The organism is Campylobacter sp. MIT 21-1684, assembly GCF_026241315.1.
Classification (GTDB): domain Bacteria; phylum Campylobacterota; class Campylobacteria; order Campylobacterales; family Campylobacteraceae; genus Campylobacter_D.
In genome coordinates this window covers 102,117-121,877 of record NZ_JAPHNA010000001.1, presented here as the reverse complement: position 1 = coordinate 121,877, position 19,761 = coordinate 102,117, and the positions used below count along the sequence as shown (strand labels likewise).

The 19,761-nt window shown below is 32.1% G+C and carries 23 protein-coding genes; 19 read left to right on the top strand and 4 right to left on the bottom strand.

What is annotated here, in order from left to right; translation table 11 throughout:
* Positions 1-45: 45 nt before the first annotated feature.
* The 10 genes from OQH62_RS00595 to mrdA are packed head-to-tail and all read left to right on the top strand — an operon-like array spanning position 46 to position 8,257.
* Entirely contained in the window at positions 46-1,290 is a 1,245-nt protein-coding gene (locus OQH62_RS00595) for a diguanylate cyclase domain-containing protein (protein WP_266012432.1), read from the top strand.
* Positions 1,281-2,090 (top strand): TatD family hydrolase, encoded by an 810-nt coding sequence (locus OQH62_RS00590; RefSeq protein ID WP_266012429.1) that lies wholly within the window; start codon positions 1,281-1,283, stop codon positions 2,088-2,090. Before OQH62_RS00595 ends, OQH62_RS00590 begins: the two co-directional genes overlap by 10 nt.
* The gene (locus OQH62_RS00585; protein WP_266012426.1) at positions 2,091-3,200 is read left to right on the top strand and encodes a lytic transglycosylase domain-containing protein; all 1,110 of its coding nucleotides are present in this window, start codon (positions 2,091-2,093) and stop codon (positions 3,198-3,200) included.
* Positions 3,166-3,966, top strand: a complete 801-nt coding sequence (locus OQH62_RS00580) for a septal ring lytic transglycosylase RlpA family protein (protein ID WP_266012423.1) — start codon at positions 3,166-3,168, stop codon at positions 3,964-3,966. Before OQH62_RS00585 ends, OQH62_RS00580 begins: the two co-directional genes overlap by 35 nt.
* A gap of 2 nt (positions 3,967-3,968) precedes the next feature.
* Positions 3,969-4,457, top strand: coding sequence for an HAD hydrolase family protein (locus tag OQH62_RS00575; RefSeq protein WP_266012421.1), 489 nt, complete (start codon positions 3,969-3,971; stop codon positions 4,455-4,457).
* The gene (locus OQH62_RS00570; RefSeq protein WP_266012419.1) at positions 4,448-4,963 is read left to right on the top strand and encodes a hypothetical protein; all 516 of its coding nucleotides are present in this window, start codon (positions 4,448-4,450) and stop codon (positions 4,961-4,963) included. Before OQH62_RS00575 ends, OQH62_RS00570 begins: the two co-directional genes overlap by 10 nt.
* A complete protein-coding gene (locus tag OQH62_RS00565; RefSeq protein ID WP_266012417.1) occupies positions 4,945-5,406 on the top strand; it encodes an LptA/OstA family protein in 462 nt (153 codons plus the stop codon). Before OQH62_RS00570 ends, OQH62_RS00565 begins: the two co-directional genes overlap by 19 nt.
* Entirely contained in the window at positions 5,403-5,993 is a 591-nt protein-coding gene (yihA, locus tag OQH62_RS00560; RefSeq protein ID WP_266012415.1) for a ribosome biogenesis GTP-binding protein YihA/YsxC, read from the top strand. The genes OQH62_RS00565 and yihA overlap by 4 nt, the downstream gene beginning before the upstream one ends.
* Positions 5,994-6,482: a hypothetical protein gene (locus tag OQH62_RS00555; RefSeq protein ID WP_266012413.1), complete on the top strand. Its 489-nt coding sequence runs from the start codon at positions 5,994-5,996 to the stop codon at positions 6,480-6,482.
* Positions 6,479-8,257 carry a penicillin-binding protein 2 gene (gene mrdA, locus OQH62_RS00550; RefSeq protein WP_266012411.1) on the top strand — a complete coding sequence of 593 codons (1,779 nt, stop codon included), beginning with the start codon at positions 6,479-6,481 and terminating at the stop codon, positions 8,255-8,257. Before OQH62_RS00555 ends, mrdA begins: the two co-directional genes overlap by 4 nt.
* Before the next feature lies 1 nt (position 8,258).
* Here the strand turns inward: mrdA and queA are convergent, their stop codons facing one another.
* The 4 genes from queA to hemW all read right to left on the bottom strand — a co-directional run bounded on the left by queA (position 8,259) and on the right by hemW (position 11,491).
* Entirely contained in the window at positions 8,259-9,278 is a 1,020-nt protein-coding gene (gene queA / locus OQH62_RS00545; protein ID WP_266012409.1) for a tRNA preQ1(34) S-adenosylmethionine ribosyltransferase-isomerase QueA, read from the bottom strand.
* Positions 9,271-10,005: a twin-arginine translocase subunit TatC gene (gene tatC, locus OQH62_RS00540; RefSeq protein ID WP_266012407.1), complete on the bottom strand. Its 735-nt coding sequence runs from the start codon at positions 10,003-10,005 to the stop codon at positions 9,271-9,273. The genes queA and tatC overlap by 8 nt, the downstream gene beginning before the upstream one ends.
* On the bottom strand, positions 9,998-10,360 hold the full coding sequence (gene tatB / locus OQH62_RS00535) for a Sec-independent protein translocase protein TatB (protein ID WP_266012405.1): 363 nt from the start codon (positions 10,358-10,360) through the stop codon (positions 9,998-10,000). Before tatB ends, tatC begins: the two co-directional genes overlap by 8 nt.
* A 75-nt stretch (positions 10,361-10,435) precedes the next feature.
* Positions 10,436-11,491, bottom strand: coding sequence for a radical SAM family heme chaperone HemW (gene hemW, locus OQH62_RS00530; protein ID WP_266012403.1), 1,056 nt, complete (start codon positions 11,489-11,491; stop codon positions 10,436-10,438).
* Between the two features lie 87 nt (positions 11,492-11,578).
* Here hemW and OQH62_RS00525 point away from each other — a divergent pair, with 87 nt between their 5' ends.
* The 9 genes from OQH62_RS00525 to cmoA are packed head-to-tail and all read left to right on the top strand — an operon-like array spanning position 11,579 to position 19,759.
* Positions 11,579-12,049, top strand: coding sequence for an RNA pyrophosphohydrolase (locus tag OQH62_RS00525; protein ID WP_266012401.1), 471 nt, complete (start codon positions 11,579-11,581; stop codon positions 12,047-12,049).
* Positions 12,050-13,252: an aspartate kinase gene (locus OQH62_RS00520; RefSeq protein ID WP_266012399.1), complete on the top strand. Its 1,203-nt coding sequence runs from the start codon at positions 12,050-12,052 to the stop codon at positions 13,250-13,252.
* Positions 13,252-13,785 carry a HobA family DNA replication regulator gene (locus OQH62_RS00515; RefSeq protein ID WP_266012397.1) on the top strand — a complete coding sequence of 178 codons (534 nt, stop codon included), beginning with the start codon at positions 13,252-13,254 and terminating at the stop codon, positions 13,783-13,785. The genes OQH62_RS00520 and OQH62_RS00515 overlap by 1 nt, the downstream gene beginning before the upstream one ends.
* Positions 13,786-13,794: 9 nt before the next feature.
* On the top strand, positions 13,795-14,406 hold the full coding sequence (locus tag OQH62_RS00510) for a DNA polymerase III subunit delta' (RefSeq protein WP_266012395.1): 612 nt from the start codon (positions 13,795-13,797) through the stop codon (positions 14,404-14,406).
* A complete protein-coding gene (gene folP / locus OQH62_RS00505; protein WP_266012393.1) occupies positions 14,403-15,545 on the top strand; it encodes a dihydropteroate synthase in 1,143 nt (380 codons plus the stop codon). Before OQH62_RS00510 ends, folP begins: the two co-directional genes overlap by 4 nt.
* Positions 15,542-17,494: an NAD-dependent DNA ligase LigA gene (ligA, locus tag OQH62_RS00500; protein ID WP_266012391.1), complete on the top strand. Its 1,953-nt coding sequence runs from the start codon at positions 15,542-15,544 to the stop codon at positions 17,492-17,494. The genes folP and ligA overlap by 4 nt, the downstream gene beginning before the upstream one ends.
* On the top strand, positions 17,484-18,242 hold the full coding sequence (locus OQH62_RS00495) for a TlyA family RNA methyltransferase (RefSeq protein WP_266012576.1): 759 nt from the start codon (positions 17,484-17,486) through the stop codon (positions 18,240-18,242). Before ligA ends, OQH62_RS00495 begins: the two co-directional genes overlap by 11 nt.
* On the top strand, positions 18,211-19,065 hold the full coding sequence (locus OQH62_RS00490) for a bifunctional riboflavin kinase/FAD synthetase (RefSeq protein ID WP_266012389.1): 855 nt from the start codon (positions 18,211-18,213) through the stop codon (positions 19,063-19,065). Before OQH62_RS00495 ends, OQH62_RS00490 begins: the two co-directional genes overlap by 32 nt.
* Positions 19,055-19,759 (top strand): carboxy-S-adenosyl-L-methionine synthase CmoA, encoded by a 705-nt coding sequence (gene cmoA / locus OQH62_RS00485; RefSeq protein ID WP_266012387.1) that lies wholly within the window; start codon positions 19,055-19,057, stop codon positions 19,757-19,759. The genes OQH62_RS00490 and cmoA overlap by 11 nt, the downstream gene beginning before the upstream one ends.
* The last annotated feature ends 2 nt before the right edge of the window (positions 19,760-19,761 follow it).

Sequence of the window (19,761 nt, the reverse complement as noted above, 5' to 3'; positions counted from 1 at the left end):
TAGATTATAATAATTTTTATATGAATTTTGTTTTAAGGTATGGTTATGGAGAAAAAAATTTTAATTGTTGATGATAATAAGATGTTAAGTAAGCTTTTGGCTAAAAAAATTGAAACAGCTTTAGGATATGAAGTTGATGTTGTTTTTGATTTTGCTGAAGCAAAAACTCTCTCAATGCAACAGTATTTTTTAGCTTTTATAGACCTTTGTGTTCCTGATGCGCCAAATGGTGAAGTTGTTGATTATGTAATAGAAAAACAAGTTCCAACCATTGTTTTGACAGCAAGTAATGACAAGCAGACAAAAGAAAATTTTATGAGCAAGGATATCTTAGATTATATTTTTAAAGAAAGTGATTCTTGCATAGAACAGATTATCGATTCTATTGTTAAACTCAAGCGTTATGCTAAAATGAAAGTTATTTTAGCTATGAGTAAGTTGGCTGAACGCAATGAAATTAAAAATATTCTTACAAAACGTCTTTTTAATGTATTAGCAGCTGCACACGGCGAAGAGGCACTTAATTATCTTAATGATAATGCTGATGTAAAGCTTATTATAGCAGATTCTACTATGCCGGTATTAAATGGTGCAGAACTTTTAAATGAAGTGAGAACAAGATTTAGCGATGATGAACTTGGCGTTATACTTTTGGGAGAAAAAAATGATTCCTTAGAAGCTGAATTATTTAAGAATGGTTTAAATGAATACCTCATTAAGCCACTGCATAAAGAGAATTTTAATGTACGTTTAGATAAATGTTTGCTTTCTATGGAAAATATGAATTTCCTACGAACTCATAATACTCTTGATTCTGTTGCAGGAGTCAAAAATTCAAATGCTTTGATGCTTGAGCTTGAAGATTACTTAAATGAAATTGCAACACAAAGTCAAGAATTTGCTTTTGCTTTTTTGGATATTGATAATTTAAGAACTATGAATTATGAGTATGGTAATGAAATTGGCGATAGAGTGATTAGGGCTTGTGCTAAAGAAGTTTTAAACGAAACAAAAGGTCGTGATATAGTCGGTCGTTACAATGCTGAAAAAATTTGTATTGTTTTGAAAAATATTACTCAAGAAAAAGCTTTAAAAATTCTTTCTTCTATCCGAGTGAATATTAAAAAGACTGGAATTTTAGTGAATCTTGATGAGCTTTTCTTTACTGTTTCTATCGGAGTAGTTTTTGGGAAATCCGGAGATACAATAGAAACTTTAACAGATAAAGCCTCTGCTGCACTTTCTCAAGCGAAAGATAATGGCAAGGATAGAGTTGAAGTATGTTCTTAAATCTTGAATTTCAAGATAAAATTAAAATCATCGATACACACTGTCATTTAGACAATGAAAGCTTTTTTGATGATTTAAATGAGCTTTTGATACATTCTTTTAAGAATGGAATTGCAAAGATTATCATACCCGGTGCTAATATGAAAGATTTGCCACGTGCAAGAGAGCTTTCGCAAAGATACGAACAGATTTTTTTTGCTGTGGGGGTACATCCTTATGAACTTGAAAGTTTTGATGAAGAGCTTTTTAGAGAATTTGTGCAAGATGAAAAATGTGTAGCTATAGGCGAATGCGGGCTTGATTATTTTCGTCTTGAAGGTACGCAGAGTAAAAAAGAATTGCAAGTGAAAAAACAAAAAACGTGTTTCATTCGGCAGCTTGAACTTGCTAGAGAGTTTCAAAAACCCGTTATTATTCATAGTAGAGAAGCAAATGCTGACACTTTTGAGCTTTTAAATTTTTCGAAGGACTTACAAGGTGGAGTTTTACATTGTTTTAATGCTAGCAAACATCTACTTGAGCTTGCTGAAAAAGGATTTTATTTTGGAATAGGTGGTGTGCTTACTTTTAAGAATGCTAGAAATTTAGTTGAAATTTTACCGCAAATTCCACGAGAAAAATTACTCTTAGAAACAGATGCGCCCTATCTTACTCCAGAGCCTTTTCGAGGAAAAAGAAATGAGCCTTTATTGACGCATTATGTTGCAAGAAAAATGAGTGAAGTTTTACAGATACCTCATAATGAGCTTTTAGAGTTGTGTTTTGAAAATTCAAATAACTTGTTTTTTAAAAGGAATTAGATGAAAAAAATATGTGTTCTTTTGATATTGAGTTATTCTTTAAGTTTTGCTCAAGTTTATACTTCAGAACATTATGAAAAGCAGCTTAGTATTTTAAGAAATTTAGATATTCAACCTTATTTTATAAGCGATTTGATTTTCGTTAAAATGAAAGGCGATCTTGAGACAAAACATTCGAAAGTTTTACTTGACTCGGTGCAAAATTTTTCAAAACTTACTCCTATGATACGAAAAATTCTTGCAAAAGAGGCTGTTCCGGATGAAATTTTGTATTTAGCTATGGTTGAATCGGGTTTAAAAACACACAGTGTTTCAAATGCTAAGGCTGTTGGTGTTTGGCAATTTATGCACGCGACAGGAATAAATTTAGGATTGCGTATAGATGCTTATGTTGATGAGAGGTTTGATCCTGTAAAATCTACCTATGCAGCGGCAAATTATCTTAAAGAGTTAAAAAATGAATTTGGCAAATGGTATCTTGCTATTCTTGCCTATAATTGTGGGAATGGAAAACTTAGACAAGCGATAAAGCAAGCAGGGACAGACAATCTAGGCGTTTTAATTGATCCGGAGAAAAAATATCTTTCCTTAGAAACACGGACTTTTATTCATAAAATTCTTACCCTTGCTTTTTTGGCTAATGATAAAGAATTTTTACTTCAACAAAACCCTTCTTTGATGAATTATGCTTTGAATAATGATTTTGTTAAAGTTGATGTACCTTCTTCAGTGGCTTTGAATGATCTTGCTAAGAGTTTAAATATGAAACTTGCAACTTTAAAAACATACAATCCTCAATTTAGACAGAATTTTACACCTCCGGGAAAAGGTTATTATATGTATATTCCACTTGAAAAAGTAGCGTTTTTTAATACCAATTTTAAACCTGAAACTTTTGCTAAAGTTGATACTACTGTACCAACGATAAAAATTCATATAGTTAAAGCCGGGGATTCTTTATATAAGATAGCTAAAATGTATAATAGCAGTATCAAACAAATTCGAGAGTTGAATGCAATCAAAAAAAATCATCTTAGTATTAAACAAAAACTTATTATACCTATAAAGGAAAAAAATGCGAATCATTATACTCAAGTTATTAAGCCTTAGCGTACTTACTTTTTTTTTCAATGGCTGTGCGTGGGATTTTTTACCAAGTTTTGGCAACAGTACTCAAGTATATTATCCAAGTAATGATTTTAAAAGTTTTCCTTCTACTTCTAATACAAAAGGCACTATGAAACCTTACACTATTAATGGTAAAACATATTATCCAACGGTTGTTTCTGTGGGAGAAAGTGCTGATGGAATTGCAAGTTGGTATGGACCGGGTTTTCACGGTAAAAAAACCTCCAATGGAGAGACTTATGATCAAAATGCTTTAACAGCAGCCCATAAAACTTTGCCTATGAATACCTTGCTAAAAGTTACAAATTTAAACAATAACCGTCAGGTTACAGTACGAGTGAATGATCGAGGACCTTTTGTAAATAATCGTATTATTGATCTCTCTAAAGGCGCAGCAAGTCAAATTGATATGATACACGTTGGAACAGCTCCTGTAAGACTTGAGGTTATAGGTTTTGCAAATTCAAAAACTATGCAATCTAATGCCAATAGTGGTGGGCTTATAGCAAATGGACAAATTTATGAGGGCGGGAATTTTATGGTGCAAATTGGGGCATTTAAAAATCCAGTCGGTGCAAGAAGTTTTGCAGCACAATATAAAACTTATAGGATTTATACTTCAACCATAAGAACAAGTTCAATCGATGGTCTCAATAGAGTCTTTCTTACAGGTTTTCGAAGTGAAGATGAAGCAAGAGATTTTGCTGCAAGTGGTGCTTTTGCGGGTGCTTTTATAGTGCGTGAATAAGAATGATAGAGCTTTTATTTTTAGATGTTGACGGTTGTTTGACTGATGGAAAGATTGTTTATACAAGCGATAAGAAAAGTATAAAAGAATTTGATGTAAAAGATGGCGCAGCTCTTGAAGCTTGGATTAAACTTGGAAAAAAGGTAGCTATTATAACAGGTCGTATCTGTCCTTGTGTAGAGCAAAGAGCTAAGGATTTGAAAATAGAATTCTTATATCAAGGAATTAAAGATAAATTGACGTGTGCTAAGGAAATTGTGAAGAAACTTGGTCTTAGTTTTGAACAGTGTGCTGCTATTGGTGATTATTATAATGATAAAGCCTTGCTTGAGGAGGTGGGCTTGAGTTTTAAACCAAAAGATGGGCATAAAGATTTAAAAGTAGATGTTGTTCTAAGCAAAAAGGGTGGGCATTCAGCCGTAGCAGAAATGATAGAATATATCATTAAAAAAAATGGTATGAAAAAAGAATGGGATAGGCTTTGGCTTTAAAGATTTTTGCGATTTTGGTTGCTTTATTTACAATAAGTTTTACTATTTTGGGTTTACAAAACCCTTATTTTTTAGATATTAAATCTTATTCTTTAGATTTTAAAAATATTGAAGCAAATTCATTAAAAGCTTATGAGTTAAACACTACATTTATCAAATCATATTATGAAGCTAATTCGTGGATTCGTTATAGCGATAAAGATGTTTTTGAAGATTTTAAAACCTTTAATTTAGATTTTAATCTTAGTGCAAAAAGTCTCGAAGTAAGTAATGAAAACTTCAACAAAGTTCTGTTTCAAGGAGATGTTGTTTATAGGGGAATTGATGAGCTGCAATTTTTTAGTCAAAAAGTAGAGTATTTTCCAAAGAAAAAAATTCTAAACACTGATGTTGGATTTAAAGCCCTTGTTAATGGAAGCGCTATTAACGGAAGTACTCTAAAGTATGATTTGGAAAATAAAATTTTAAAAATTCAAGGAGTAGATGCGTGGTTGCAAGTAGAATAGTTGTATTTTTAATGTGCGTTAATCTCTCTTTAGCTACACAAATAGAAGTAAAAGCTTTAAATTTTTATTCTGATGAAAACAAAGGCGAAAGTATCTTAAGCGGAAATGTAAAAGTGAAGAGAGGTGATGATGTATTACATTCTGAAAAGCTTATCATTTTTACAGATTCACAACGTAAGCCTATTCGGTATGAAGCAATACAAGGAGCCAGATTTGAAATTGTGTTGAAAGGAAAAACCTATAAAGGAAGCGGAGATAAATTTGTGTATAAAGTCGCTGATGACAGTTATGAGATTAATGGAAATGGTTATATTAATGAAATGCAAAGCAATAAAAAATTGTATGGAGAAAAGATTATTATAGACAGAAAAAATGGTGTTTATAAGGTTGAAAGTACAAATGAAAAACCTGCTCGTTTCGTTTTTGATTTAGGGCAAAAATGATATTACAAGCCCATTTTGTCGTTTCATTGCCAAAATTTGATCCAAATTTTCCTTCTCAATTTAGCGAAGTGGCATTTTTAGGACGTTCTAATGTTGGTAAAAGTTCGCTTATTAACTCTCTTTGCAAACAAAAGAAACTTGCCAAAAGTTCCTCTACTCCGGGAAAAACACAGCTTATTAATTTTTTTAAACTTGTATGCGAGAAAGATGGAGAGAATTTTTTTTTGCATTTTATTGATTTACCAGGTTTTGGTTATGCAAAGGTGAGTAAAAATGTGAAAGCACTTTGGAATAAAAATTTAGATGAATTCCTTAAGCTACGTACTTCGATAAAACTTTTTATACATCTTATTGATTCAAGACATCAGAATTTAGAATTAGATAGAAGTGTTGATTCGTATTTACAAGGTTTTTTGCGAAATGACCAAAAAATTTTGAAAGTTTTTACAAAAAGTGATAAACTTTCTCAAAGCCAAAAGACAAAACTTAAAAATGAATTTCCAGATGCTATTTTGGTTTCAAATTTACATAAAAGTGGCTTTGAGAGATTAGAGCTTGAAATTTTTAATCAAGTATTGGCGGTATAAATGAAAGCTGATTATAAATTAAAATTGAATGGGACTTATATATTTTTAGGTTTTATTTTTATTCTCTATCAAGTTCTTAGTTCAGTTTTTCTCTCAACTCCTCCGCTTTATGGTATATTTTTTTGCTATATGTTTTTTCTTTTTAAGGAAAAGGAAAAAACATATAATAAGTTTGATTTTAGATGGTATTTTTCTTTATTTTTTTTGTTTTTTACTGATATTACTTATGGTTTTTTTGTTTTTTCTTCTTGGATAGCTTTTTTTATTTTTTATTATGCCTTTGCCGATTGGATTAAAACAAATTTAAAAATAGGCAAGTTTATTTCTGTTATTTTTGTACTTTGTACTTATGCCTTGATTTTTATAGTCGATAGAACTTTTACTTATATGAATAACGAAGAGATGAAAATGTTTGCTTTGTCTTTTGTTTTTTCTCTTTTAGTTGAATCTTTGCTTGCTTATATTATATTTAGAGGCAAAATGCAATGAGAATGCGTTTGGTTGTGGCCTTTATTTTGTTTTTTTTTATCTTCTTGTTGAGCAGAGTGTATTATCTTAGTATAAAATCAAACGTTTATTATGAAGAACTTGCGAATCAAAATGCAATTAAAACAGAATTTCTTGCTCCTATTCGTGGGCAAATTTTTGATAGAAATGGTACGCTTTTGGCTGTTAATGATTTGGGTTTTAACATTTCTATAAAACCTTATTTAAGTATTAAAAAGGCAAATAAAGACATTTTAGATAGAGAACTTCAAAGGCTTGTTGAACTTTTTCCTGATTTAAATGTATCTGTTTTGGCAAGAAATTACCAAAGAAACGATTCCTATTATAATCAAAATTTTATCCCTGTTGTAGATTTTATTACTTATGATTTAATGATACCGCATTTTTCAGAACTTAGTTTCAATGAAAATATACGTATAGAGCCTACCGTGAAAAGAAAATATCCCTTTGGAAATTTGGCATCTCATATCATAGGCTATGTTGGTAAGGCTAATCTTGAAGATGTCAGTGAAAATGAAATTGCAAAACTTACTAATTATACTGGGAAAAGCGGTATAGAAAGGTATTATAATGATATTTTACAAGGACAAAAAGGCGTACGAGTTTATAAGGTAAATGCTTTTAATAAGGAAGTTGAGCAGCTTTCTTATACTCAAGCAAATTCTCAAGATATACGGCTAAGTTTAGATATTAGACTTCAATCTTTTATAGCGGAATTGTTTGATGGAAATGTTGGTTCTGTCATTGTAATGGATAGTAATAATGGCGAAATTCTAGCTGCTGGAAGTTTTCCAGAGTATGATATCAATGCTTTTGTTACAGGAATTTCTGTTAAAGAATGGAGCGAATTGTCGAATAATTTAGACCATCCTTTTACTAATAAACTTGTCAATGGATTGTATCCGCCAGGTTCTGTTGTAAAAATGGGTGTAGGATTAGCTTTGTTTAACTCGCATTCTATTAATCCGCGCACAAGTTTTTATTGTGATGGAAATTTTGAATTTGGTGGAAGAAAATTTAGATGTTGGAATAGAAATGGACACGGATATGTTGATTTAAGGCACGCTATAAAAGAAAGTTGCGATATTTATTTTTATGAAGGGGGCTTAAGTGTTGGTATTGATTTGATAAGTCAAACTTTGGGTCGTGTAGGTTTTGGAGCAAAAACAGGGGTTGATTTGCCAAATGAATTTGTAGGTGTTGTTCCAAGCAGAGAGTGGAAAATACAGAGGTTTAAACAACCTTGGTATCAAGGTGAAACACTTAACACAGCCATAGGACAAGGAAATTTTTTAGTAACTCCTATGCAAATTGCCAAATATACGGCAAATATTGCTAAGGGTGCAGAGGTAATACCTCATTTTCTAAAGCATACAGACAAGAATGAGACAAACAGAGATATTTTCACTCTCTTTGAAAAAAGCCAACTCCCTTATATACGCGATGCTATGCAAGCTGTCGCAAATGAACAAGGAGGAACGGCATATCGGTATCTTCATAATCTCCCGGTTAAAGTTGCAGCCAAAACAGGTACAGCTCAAGTTATAGGTTTTTCTCAAGCAGATAAAAATAGGGTTGATGAAACACAGCTTGAATATTACACACGCTCACACGCTTGGCTTACTTCTTATGCACCTTATAATGCACCTGCTTATGTTGTAACTGTTTTGATTGAACACGGTGGAAGAACTATTAGTGCAGGTCAGGCTACGGCACAAATTTATCGAAAAATGGCAGAGCTTGGTTATTTTAAGTAGCTCATAAGACAAGCATAGCATCGCCATAAGAATAGAAACGGTATTTTTCTTGTATTGCAAGTTCGTAGAGTTTTAGGCACTGTTTGCGCCCTATAAAGGCGCAAACAAGCATAATCAGCGTTGATTTTGGCAAATGGAAATTTGTCAGAAGATAGTTTTGCCTTAGTATTTTATTGTGAGGATGTAAAAACAAATCACAAAATCCTTCTTTCAAGCTAGTTCTTGCATAGTATTCAATAGTACGTGTTACTGTTGTGCCTATTCCTAAGATCGGTGTTGCTGAATCAATGAGATCAGCTGTTTTTTGATTTAAGATAAAAAATTCACTATGCATTTTATGTGATATTATATTGTTGCATTCCACTTTCTTAAATGTTCCTGCACCTATATGCAGGGTTAAAAAATGAATTTCGTGTTTTTTAGAAAGTTTTTCAAGCAGTTCTTGACTAAAATGCAAACTCGCAGTAGGTGCAGCGATAGCGCCTAAATTTTTCGCAAAAACGCTTTGATAATCTTTTAGATCGCTTTGTTCGTCTTTTCTTTTAATATAGGGAGGTAAAGGAAGGTGTCCTATGTGTTCTAAAAGTGCGTAGAGTTGGTTTGCTTGAAGCACTACGCCATTTTGCCAAAAACGTACTCTCCTCATTCCATTTTCTAAAAGTTCTATAACTTCAGCTTGTAAAGTTTGTTCAAAAAAGAGAAATTCTCCTTTTTTGACTCTCCCTTTAATTTGAACAAGAAAATTTGAATCAGCAAGGGCTGAATGTACAAAAAGTTCTATTACACCTCCACTTTTCTTATGCCCATAAATTCGTGCTTTAATAACTTTTGTGTCGTTTAAAACGATAGCGCAAGGTGGCAAAAAATCTTGCAAATATTCAAAAGTACTATGTGTTATTTTTTGCGTTTTTCTTTCATATACAAGCAAACGGGCTTTTTCTTTTGGAGAAGCAGGATAGAAGGCTATAAGTTCGCTAGGTAAATAATAATCATAGCTTGAGAGTAGAAGGTTTTTATCCATTATCCTCTTTTTGTGCTGGATTGATTTTGCTTGCTATGAGGATTGAAAGTCCATAAAGCCCACAAAGAGGTATTGCCATAAGAAATTGTGAGATAATATCAGGTGGAGTCATCATTGCCGAAAAGATGAAAAGTACAAGTACAGCTACACGAAAATGTTTTTTTAAAAAAGCATCATCAATAAGTCCAAGTTTTGAAAAGAAAAAAGTAAGCACAGGCATTTCAAAAGCAAGTCCAAAAGCTAGTACAAGTTTTGTAAAAAAGCTCACATATAAACCTATGCTGATAAGAGGTTTGAAATCCTGTGTTTGTACTCCAAAATCAATTAAAAATTTAAAAGCCAAAGGAATGACTATAAAATAGCAAAACACAACGCCTAAAGCAAACATAAAACTTGCAAAGCTTACAAAAGGTATAACAAGTTTTTTTTCATTTTCATAAAGACCCGGTGCTACGAATTTCCAAAATTGCCAAAAAATAACAGGTAAAGAAATGAGAAAAGCTGTAAAAAATGAAACTTTCATTGCTGTAAATAAAGGCTCTTGAAGTTCAACAAAAGTGATTTGTTTTGAAACTTCTGGCAAAACCGCTTCTACCGGTTTTTTTAAGACATTTAGGATATATTCGTTAAAAGCAAAACAGAGAAAAAAGAGTACTATTACACAAGAAAAGCTGATAAAAATTCGTTTTCTTAATTCTACTAAATGAGGTCGTAATTCTTCAAACATTTTCTTTTTTTTCACCCTGTGTTGTATCAGTATCTGTTTGTTCATTAGAAGAGTCAAAAGTTAAAGTTGGTTTTGTTTTGTTAAGAATATCTTTTTTTAAATCATCAAATTCTTCAAAACTCAATTTTTTTCGTATATTTTCATTGGCATTTGCCAATTCGTCTTTATATTTTTGAGTTTCATTTTTAAGTTCGTCAATTCTTAGTTCTTTTTCTATGCTTGATTTTGCTTCGTCTATATTGCGTTTTAGTATTTTTAGTAATTTGGCTGCTTGTATAATAGCATCAGGAAGTTTGTCAGGTCCTAAAACTAAAATTGCAACAATGAGAATTACTAAAATTTCACTAATACCCATTCTTTCACCATTTTCCAGCATCGAAGTTTTTGTTGATGGATAATTGTACAAAAAAATACTTAATTTTGCATATTTTTATGGGTAAAGATATAAAGCAAGTTCATCGCTAAGTAAGAAATTTGTATTATAAAACCTTTCATTTTTTTCTAGAAGTTTTTTTGATTTGCAGAGGAATTGTGCTTTAGTAAGTTGTTGCGGATTGAGTCTTTTTTTTTCTATACCTACAATACTTCTTAAACCTAAAAAAAGATGTTCTAAATGCAAATCCTGAGTGTTTAAGTGTTCTACATTTCTTGCAGTAGGATTTTGTAAATACTGCTTTAAATTTTTTGCTGTATAGAAACGTTTTTTATCGTAAAAACTTATCGCACTCAAGCCACAGCCAAGATATTCTTTTCCTTGCCAATATGCAAGATTATGCTGACAGTTTTTGCCAAAATTGCTTATTTCATATTGAGTAAAACCTAAATTTTGAATACCTTTTATATAGTACTTCATCAAATTTGTAGCATTTTTTTTGAACTGTGTTTTCTTTGCGAATTTAGTGTTTGGTTCAAGAGTGAGTGAATAGGCACTAATATGGCTTAATAAAGGTTGCAATCGAGCCAAGTGTTCAAGTTCAAAATGCAGCATTTTTTTTGTATCCAATTTTGTATCATAAATCAGATCAGCATTGATATTTCTATATCCAGCTTTATACGCATTTTCTATGCAGTGAAAAATTTCTTGTGTGCTGTGAATTCGTCCTAAAAAATGAAGTTTTTGTTCATTGAAACTTTGAATACCAAAAGAAATACGATTTATCCCAAATTCACGCAGTGTTTTTAACCATAAAAAGGTGCTTGAATTTGGGTTTGCTTCTATCGAAAGTTCAGCATTGTGTGCAAGAAAATCATTTAAAAAATGGAAGAGTTTTTCATAATGCTGTACTTGTATTACACTTGGCGTACCTCCACCTATAAAAACTGTTTGAATACTCTTTTTTGCTATTTTATGTTGTGTGAATTGAAAATTGATATCTTTATACAAAGCTTCAAAATAAGCTTTTTCGTAGTCTCTTTTTTGCAAGGAGGTAAAAGCACAGTAATGGCATTTCTTTTCGCAAAAGGGAATGTGGAGATATAAATGCACAGAAGACCTTTTTTAAGAGATAGAATAATTTTAATAAAAAATTGATTTGAATTAGGTTAAAATAGAATTCTAAAATCAAGGAAAAGAATGAAACAAGAAAAAAAATACAGACCTAATGTTGCTGCTGTCATTCTTTCAAGTGCTTATCCTTTTGAATGCAAAATTTTCATAGCCAAAAGAAGTGATATGGAAAATATTTGGCAATTCCCACAGGGAGGAATTGATGAGGGCGAAGATGTTAAGAGTGCTTTGTTGAGAGAGCTTAAAGAGGAGATAGGTACTGATGAGGTTGAAATTATTGCTGAATATCCACAATGGCTTAGTTATAATTTTCCTGTTAAAGTAGCAGAAAAAATGCAGCCTTATAGTGGACAAAATCAAAAATATTTTCTTGTACGTTTAAAACACGAATCCAAAATTAATATTCATACAAAGCATCCAGAATTTGATGCGTATCAATTTGTAGAATTGAAACAAATTTTTGACCTTGTAAAACATTTTAAAAGAAATATTTATATTAAAGTGCTTAAATATTTTGAAGAGAAAGGATATATTTGAATGCTTATAGTCCAAAAATATGGTGGCACAAGTGTTGGTAACCTAGAACGTATTGAAGCTGTTGCAAAACGGATTATAGAAAGTGCTAAGCAAGGGCATAAGCTTGTCGTTGTAGTTTCTGCTATGAGTGAGGTAACAAACAGACTTATTGAAGATGCGCATTTTTTTAGTAAAAATCCAAGTGGCAGAGATATGGATATGCTTTTAAGTACAGGTGAAAGGGTTACTTCAGCACTTTTGTCGATAGCTTTAAATGAAAAAGGATACAGTGCTGTGTCTTTTTCTGGAAGAAAAGCCGGGATTGTAACTGATAGCGTTTTTACAAAGGCGCGTATTTCTTTCATTGATACCCGTGCTCTTATAAATGAGCTTGAACAAGGAAAAATAGTTGTTATAGCCGGTTTTCAAGGAGTTAATGAGAGCGGGGATGTAACTACTTTGGGACGCGGGGGGAGTGATTTAAGTGCTGTGGCTGTGGCTGGAGCTTTAAAAGCTGATTTGTGTGAAATTTATACTGATGTAGATGGTGTTTATACTACCGATCCTCGTATAGAGCCAAAGGCAAAGAAACTTGAAAAAATTTCTTATGATGAAATGCTTGAGCTTGCAAGTTTAGGGGCGAAAGTGTTGCAAAATCGTTCTGTGGAAATGGCGAAAAAACTTCAAGTGAATCTTGTAACAAGAAGCAGTTTTAATACTAATAAAGGAACTATGATTATGAAAGAGGAGAGTATGGAACAAGCTCTAGTCAATGGGATAGCCTTAGACAAGAATCAAGCGAGGATAACTTTAAGGCATATAGAAGATAAACCGGGTATTGCAGCTGAGATCTTTTCAAATTTGGCAGCAGAGAATATTAATGTGGATATGATTATTCAAAATGTAGGTGTTGATGGAGCGACTAATTTAGGTTTTACTGTACCTGAAAATGAACTCGAATTAGCCAAACAATTAATGCAAAAAATTTTACCTAGTGGGGCTGTGATAGAAAGCGATAATGCTGTGGTAAAAGTATCTGTTGTTGGTGTTGGAATGAAATCACATTCTGGAGTAGCTGCTAAGGCTTTTAAAGCTTTGGCACAAGAGAATATTAATATAGGTATGATTTCTACAAGCGAGATTAAAATTTCTATGATAGTGAATGAAAAATACGGAGAGCTTGCAGTAAGAGCTTTGCACGAAATTTATGGGCTTGATAAATAATGAGCGATTTTCTTGGTTGGACCTTAGAAAACATTAGAAATGGCGGAACTTTTATGGCTTGGATAGAAAGTCGTAGGCTCGAATGGACCCCTTTAATAGCAGCAAGATTGAAATATCTTTTAGAGGGACGCACTTTTATTTTGATGTGCGATGAGCAAAGGACTTGGTATGAGGAGTATTTTCTAAAAAATATTAATTCTAAAGCAATGAGACCTATGTTGCCTTTTGTTTCTTTTAACTGCCTTTGTCGAAAGAAAGTACAAAGTGTTGAAGATATAGCTTTGGTGAATGATTTATTGGAATTAAGTTTTCCAAATGGTTTTGTATATTTTTATATAGGAAGTGCTTCAGATCAGAAAGCTCAAATTGCAAAATCAAAAAATGAAAGTTTGCTTTGGCTTTTTGATGAACAGCTGCAAAATAGCTTTTATCTTAATTCTAAAGACAAAGATTTAGACGCTAAGCTTATTACTCTTTATAAACTTTTTGATATGAGTTTAGATGCTATTTTGTTTTCTAAAGTGAGCATTTAAAGGGTTTTAATGACTTTTCGGAGTAAAATTGTTGTTAGTGATGATTTTGAAGCTGTGCGAACTATGATGGTACAAGAATTTTCTGTTAATTCTTTACGTTTTATCCCAAAAAATCCTGCAAATGAATTTCTGATTGAAGATGCAAGGGCTGTGGAGAGAGAAAGCTATATAGCAGAATCAAGTGAGAAAATTATCATTATGATGGCTTATTTGTATAAAAATGAAGCACAAAATTTTTTACTTAAGCTTTTAGAAGAGCCGCCACGAAATATTAAATTCCTTTTAGTTGTTCCATCAAAAAATTTACTTTTGCCTACAATCAAATCCCGTTTAGTATGCGAAAGAATAAAAAGTCAGAAACAAAAAAGAGTTTTAAATTTTGATCTAAAGAGGCTTGATCTTCAAACTCTTTTTGAGTTTTTAAGAGAAAATGAAAATTTAGATAAAAATGAACTTATGGATACAATTTCACTTTTGGCACAACAAAGTATGCAGCTTAAGGATTTTAATGCAAGAGAGCTTGAGTTTTTTTATGAAGCATATGAGCTTGCAGGACTTAATTGTAAAAGTGGAGTGCTTTTAGCTTCACTTCTTTTGAATTTTTATACAAAAGAAAAATGACTTGCTTTAGATTAAATCCAAACACTGATTTTCAAAAGCTTTGCTCTGTGATTTCTCCGCATACAGTCGGACAAAAAATTATGAGTAAAAAAAGTGCTTTGCAATTTATTTTTCTTAAAGATATTAGCGCTCCAGCAGCAAATATTTTAAAACAAGACGCTTTAAGAGTTGGTGCTGAACTTGTAACACACAAAGAAGTCATTTGTGCTAATGTTTCTTTTTCTAATGCTTTACTTATGGCAACTAAGGAGCAGTTAGAAAAGCTAATACAAAAAGAGAGTATGCAAGATTTTGGTTTAAAACAGCTTGCTCTGTTTTTAAAAAAAGAAATTATACAGCCAAAGAAAGCTCAATTAATGGCTGTTTTAAATATTAATGAAGACAGCTTTCATTTAGCTTCAAGGGTTAATGAAAAAGATTTTGAGAAAAGATTGAATGAACTTTTAGAATTTCAGCCCGAATTTATTGATATTGGCGCTGTAAGTTCCCGTCCAGGGAGTCGCTACTGCGGAATGGAGGAGGAGATGAGGAGATTAAAAACTTGTCTTAATATTATCTATGAAAAAAAATATTACGAAAAAACCTGTTTTAGTCTTGATAGTTTTGATGAGTACTGCTTAGAATTTGCTTTAGATAGAGGTTTTGGTTGTATTAATGATATTAGCGGTTTAAAAAATGAAAACATTGCAAAACTTGCTGCAAAATATAATGCAAAATATTGTTTAATGCATATACAAGGTAGCCCCGAAACTATGCAAAATAATCCACACTATGAAGATTTATTTACAGAACTTGATGTTTTTTTTACTCAAAAACTTGAAATTTTGAAATACTATGGAGTTAAAGAGAGTATTTTAGATGTAGGTATAGGTTTTGGTAAGAGTGCGGATCATAATCTTTTACTTATAAAACATTTGGGACATTTTCTGCATTTTGGCAAACCTTTGCTTGTGGGAGCAAGTCGTAAAAGTGTGATAAATGCTTTTTTTGCAAGTGAGGTCGAGCAACGTTTAGCAGGAAGTTTGTATTTACATTTACAGGCTTTTGAAAATGGGGCAAGTATTTTAAGGGTTCATGATTTGTATGAACACAGGCAGCTTTTTTCACTTCAACAAGCTATGCAAGAGGTAGGAATATGACTTTAGAAGAATATTTACAAAAGGTAGCTTTAGCAAATTCGTGGGCTAGGGCTTATTATGAAAAGGATTCTCCTTTAGCAAGTGATGAGGAATACGATAAGCTTTTAAGAGCTTTACGTGAATTTGAAGAAAAAAATGTCCAAAATATTTGTTCTGATTCTCCTACACAAAAGGTTGCTGCTCATATACAAAGTGAATTTAAAAAAAAAGCTCATTTGAGTAAGATGTGGTCTATGGAAGATGTTTTTAATGAGGAGGAATTGAGAGCTTGGAGCAAAAGAGTTAAATGTGAAAAAGGCTTTTTTATTGAAGCAAAATTTGATGGAGCGAGTCTGAATTTGCTTTATGATGAGGGCAGACTTATAAGCGGTGCGACACGTGGTGATGGTGAAATCGGCGAGGATATTACTTTCAATGTTTTAGAGATTGATAATATACCCAAAACCTTAGCTTATAAAGGAAAAATAGAAATTCGTGGAGAGGTTGTCATTTTAAAAGATGATTTTGAACTTCTTAATGAAAAGAGAAAAGAGCTTGGATACCCACCTTTTGCTAATCCTCGTAATGCAGCAAGTGGCAGTCTAAGACAGCTTGATACAAGCATTACTCGCGAAAGGAATTTAAAATTTTATCCTTGGGGGGTGGGTGAGAATACACTTGAACTTAAAAAGCACAGTCAAGTTATGGATTTTATACGTGAGCTTGGTTTTTTAAAAGATAATTTTGTAAGACTTTGTTTGAATATCGATGAGGTTGTAAGAGCGTATAAAGAGCTTGTAGCTTTAAGAGATTGCAAACCTATGATGATGGATGGAATGGTTGTACGTATTGATGATAGAAATGTTTGTGAAGAGTTAGGTTATACAGTGAAGTTTCCAAAATTTATGGTAGCTTTTAAATTTCCGGCTTTAGAAAAGACTACGTATTTAAGAGGGATAAACGTGCAGGTTGGTCGCACAGGGGTGCTTACTCCTGTGGCTGTTTTAGAACCTGTAAATTTGGATGGAGTAGTAGTAAAATCAGCAAGTTTACATAATTTTGACGAAATAAAGAGACTTGGATTGAAAATAAATGACTCAGTTGCTGTTATACGAAGTGGTGATGTTATCCCTAAAATTACGAATGTTTTTAAAGACAGAAGAGAGGGTTTAGAATTTGATATAGAAAGACCAACATTATGTCCGGTTTGTGGATATGAACTTCTTGATGAAGGAGTGTTGATAAAGTGTCAAAATATTGATTGTGAAGCAAGGCTTGCAAATTCTATTATCCATTTTGTTTCAAAGAAATGCCTTAATATTGATGGGCTTGGTGAGAATATAGTAGAGCTTTTATTGAGAGAGAAAAAAATTACTAGTTTGGAGAGTATTTTTGCTTTACAATTTAGTGATTTTGAAAATTTAGAGGGTTTTAAAGCAAAGAAAATTAACAATCTGCTTAATGCCATACAAGATGCAAGAACTTGCGAGCTTTGGCGTTTTATTACTTCTTTAGGTATAGAACATATCGGAGAGGTTGCTGCGAAAAAACTTGCCTTTGCTTTTGGTAAAGAGTGGTATAAGCAGGATTTAGAAAGCTATCGGAATTTGGAAGGTTTCGGTGAGCAAATGGCTATGAGCTTGAGTGAATTTGTACGTATTAATTTAGAGAGGATAGAAAATTTTTATACTCTTTTGCATATACAAATTCCACATACACTTGCACAAACGGGGGTACTTTTTGGAAAAAGTTTTGTCATCACAGGTACTCTGTGGCTCTCACGTGATAAGATCAAACTTTTAATAGAAGAACTTGGCGGTATAGTTAATTCATCTCTTTCTAAAAAAACAGATTTTGTGGTTTGCGGTGAAGGAGCAGGAACAAAACTTCAAAAAGCTAAAGATCTAGGTCTTGTGTGTTTGAATGAAAACGAGTTTAAAAAACTCATACGATTTGATGATGCGTTATGATCTTTTTGTTGCAAAAACCTTGCGAATAAGTAGAAATAAAGCTTTAGAGTTGATACAAAAAGAAGAAGTTATGCTTAATAAGAGCTTTTTTAAAGCCGCTTTTGATGTAAGTCAATATGCACGAAATACTTTTCATCTGTCAAGTTTAAGCGATGAAGAGCTTTTGCGTATGAAGAATTTGAATTTAGAGCTTTTCAATACAGTGTATGTAAGTCGTGGGGCTTTAAAACTTAAGAATTTTCTTTGCAACTTGAATATTAAGCTTCAAGAAAAAACCTGTCTTGATATAGGTTCAAGCACTGGGGGATTTGTGCAGGTTTTGCTTGAAAATAACGTACGATCTGTCAGTGCTTTAGATGTTGGACAAGGACAACTTCACAGTCTGTTAAGGCAGGACAAACGCGTAAAGTTGTTTGAAAATACTGATATAAGAGTGTTTAAAAGTGATACAAAGTTTGATTGTGTTACTGTTGATGTGAGTTTTATTTCATTGCAAAATTTACTAGTTTGCATTGATAACTTGGCACTTTGCGACATAGTTTTGCTTTTTAAACCTCAATTTGAAGTCGGTAGGGAAGCAAAAAGAAATAAAAAAGGAGTTGTTTTAGATGAAAAAGCTGTGCAGCAAGCAAGAAAAAAATTTGAGAAATCGTGTGGGAAGCTTGGATGGATTTTGCAAAATTCCACAGAATCAAGCATAAAAGGAAAAGAAGGAAATGTTGAATATTTCTACCACTATAAAAAATGATTTTTCTTCTCTTGCTATAGGGTGTTTTGATGGACTTCATTTAGGACATTTCAAGCTTATAGAATATTTGGATACAAATGGAGCACTTTTAGTAATTGATAAATTCAAAAATCAAAGAAAGCTTTGCACCTATAATGATAAAGTTCTTTTAAGTAAAAAAGAGGTTATAGAGCTTGATTTTGACGCAATAAAAAATTTAGATGGAAAAGAATTTTTATCAGCCTTAAAAAATACTTTTAATAAAATACAGCATATCATTGTTGGATATGATTTTTGTTTTGGTAAGGATAGGAAGTATTTAGCAGAAGATATACAAAATTTAAGTGGGATAAAAACGACTGTGGTTTCAGAGTTTAAACTTGATGGCATAGGAGTACATACAAGTTTGATTAAAGAATTGTTATATCAGGCTAAGTTTGATAAAGCAAAACAATTTTTAGGGAGAGCTTATGCTATCAAAGGAGAGTTAGTAAAAGGGCAAGGTATAGGTTCAAAGGAACTTTTTGCGACTTTGAATTTAGATTGTAGTGAGTATTTTTTACCTCAAAATGGAGTGTATGCTACTTTCAGCAAGATTAAGGAAAAAATGTATAAAAGTGTAAGTTTTATAGGATTTCGTTCAAGCGATTCACATTTTGCTGTGGAAAGTCATATTATAGAAGATTTTAATGAAAAACTTGATGTTGCAGAACATATAGAGCTTCAATTTATCGCATTTATAAGATCAAATCAACATTTTGATGATTTTATGCTTTTAAAAAAACAGATAATAAAAGATATTGCCTGTGCTAGAGAAATCTTAAGGAAAGTTGATGAAAGATGAACTTTTTAAGCAAGCACAAAACAAGCAGTTTGAATTTGATGAGAATGTCGCAAATGTTTTTGATGATATGGTAGTACGTTCTGTGCCTTATTATAAAGAAAGTTTAGCAATTTGTGCCGATTTGCTTTCTAAACTCGTAGTTAAGAATGCAAAAATTTGTGATTTGGGTTGTGCAAGTGCAAATTTTTTATTGTATTTAGCCAATTTAAGAAAAGATTTTGAATTCTATGGGATTGATAATTCTCATTCTATGCTCGAGCTTGCCCAGACTAAAAGCAAAGCTTGTGGTTTAAAGATCACTTTTTTTGAACAGGCTTTAGAAAATTTTAACTTTTTTTCTTGTGATGTTTTTGTGGCAAATTATACCTTGCAGTTTGTTAGACCGCTGCAAAGACAAAGTGTTGTGGATAAGATTTATGATAATTTAAATAAAGATGGCATTTTTTTGTTGAGTGAAAAGATACTTTATGAAGATCCCCTTTTAGCAAAAAATATGATAGAAATTTATACTGAATACAAACAAAAACAGGGCTATTCAAGTCTTGAAATAGCTAGAAAAAGAGAAGCTTTGGAGAATGTGCTTATTCCGTATAGTGAGAAAGAAAATATCGCTTTACTTCAAAAAGCAGGCTTTAGAAAGATTGAAAGTATTTTTAAATGGGCAAATTTTGAGAGTTTTATAGCATTTAAATAGTT

Excerpts from the sequence above, each read along its gene's own strand:
- OQH62_RS00595 (WP_266012432.1), top strand. The coding sequence starts at position 46 with ATGGAGAAAAAAATTTTAATTGTTGATGATAATAAGATGTTAAGTAAG.
- OQH62_RS00590 (WP_266012429.1), top strand. The coding sequence starts at position 1,281 with ATGTTCTTAAATCTTGAATTTCAAGATAAAATTAAAATCATCGATACA.
- OQH62_RS00585 (WP_266012426.1), top strand. The coding sequence starts at position 2,091 with ATGAAAAAAATATGTGTTCTTTTGATATTGAGTTATTCTTTAAGTTTT.
- OQH62_RS00580 (WP_266012423.1), top strand. The coding sequence starts at position 3,166 with ATGCGAATCATTATACTCAAGTTATTAAGCCTTAGCGTACTTACTTTT.
- OQH62_RS00575 (WP_266012421.1), top strand. The coding sequence starts at position 3,969 with ATGATAGAGCTTTTATTTTTAGATGTTGACGGTTGTTTGACTGATGGA.
- yihA (WP_266012415.1), top strand. The coding sequence starts at position 5,403 with ATGATATTACAAGCCCATTTTGTCGTTTCATTGCCAAAATTTGATCCA.
- OQH62_RS00555 (WP_266012413.1), top strand. The coding sequence starts at position 5,994 with ATGAAAGCTGATTATAAATTAAAATTGAATGGGACTTATATATTTTTA.
- mrdA (WP_266012411.1), top strand. The coding sequence starts at position 6,479 with ATGAGAATGCGTTTGGTTGTGGCCTTTATTTTGTTTTTTTTTATCTTC.
- queA (WP_266012409.1), bottom strand. The coding sequence starts at position 9,278 with ATGGATAAAAACCTTCTACTCTCAAGCTATGATTATTATTTACCTAGC.
- tatC (WP_266012407.1), bottom strand. The coding sequence starts at position 10,005 with ATGTTTGAAGAATTACGACCTCATTTAGTAGAATTAAGAAAACGAATT.
- tatB (WP_266012405.1), bottom strand. The coding sequence starts at position 10,360 with ATGGGTATTAGTGAAATTTTAGTAATTCTCATTGTTGCAATTTTAGTT.
- OQH62_RS00525 (WP_266012401.1), top strand. The coding sequence starts at position 11,579 with ATGAAACAAGAAAAAAAATACAGACCTAATGTTGCTGCTGTCATTCTT.
- OQH62_RS00520 (WP_266012399.1), top strand. The coding sequence starts at position 12,050 with ATGCTTATAGTCCAAAAATATGGTGGCACAAGTGTTGGTAACCTAGAA.
- OQH62_RS00515 (WP_266012397.1), top strand. The coding sequence starts at position 13,252 with ATGAGCGATTTTCTTGGTTGGACCTTAGAAAACATTAGAAATGGCGGA.
- OQH62_RS00510 (WP_266012395.1), top strand. The coding sequence starts at position 13,795 with ATGACTTTTCGGAGTAAAATTGTTGTTAGTGATGATTTTGAAGCTGTG.
- folP (WP_266012393.1), top strand. The coding sequence starts at position 14,403 with ATGACTTGCTTTAGATTAAATCCAAACACTGATTTTCAAAAGCTTTGC.
- ligA (WP_266012391.1), top strand. The coding sequence starts at position 15,542 with ATGACTTTAGAAGAATATTTACAAAAGGTAGCTTTAGCAAATTCGTGG.
- OQH62_RS00495 (WP_266012576.1), top strand. The coding sequence starts at position 17,484 with ATGCGTTATGATCTTTTTGTTGCAAAAACCTTGCGAATAAGTAGAAAT.
- OQH62_RS00490 (WP_266012389.1), top strand. The coding sequence starts at position 18,211 with ATGTTGAATATTTCTACCACTATAAAAAATGATTTTTCTTCTCTTGCT.
- cmoA (WP_266012387.1), top strand. The coding sequence starts at position 19,055 with ATGAAAGATGAACTTTTTAAGCAAGCACAAAACAAGCAGTTTGAATTT.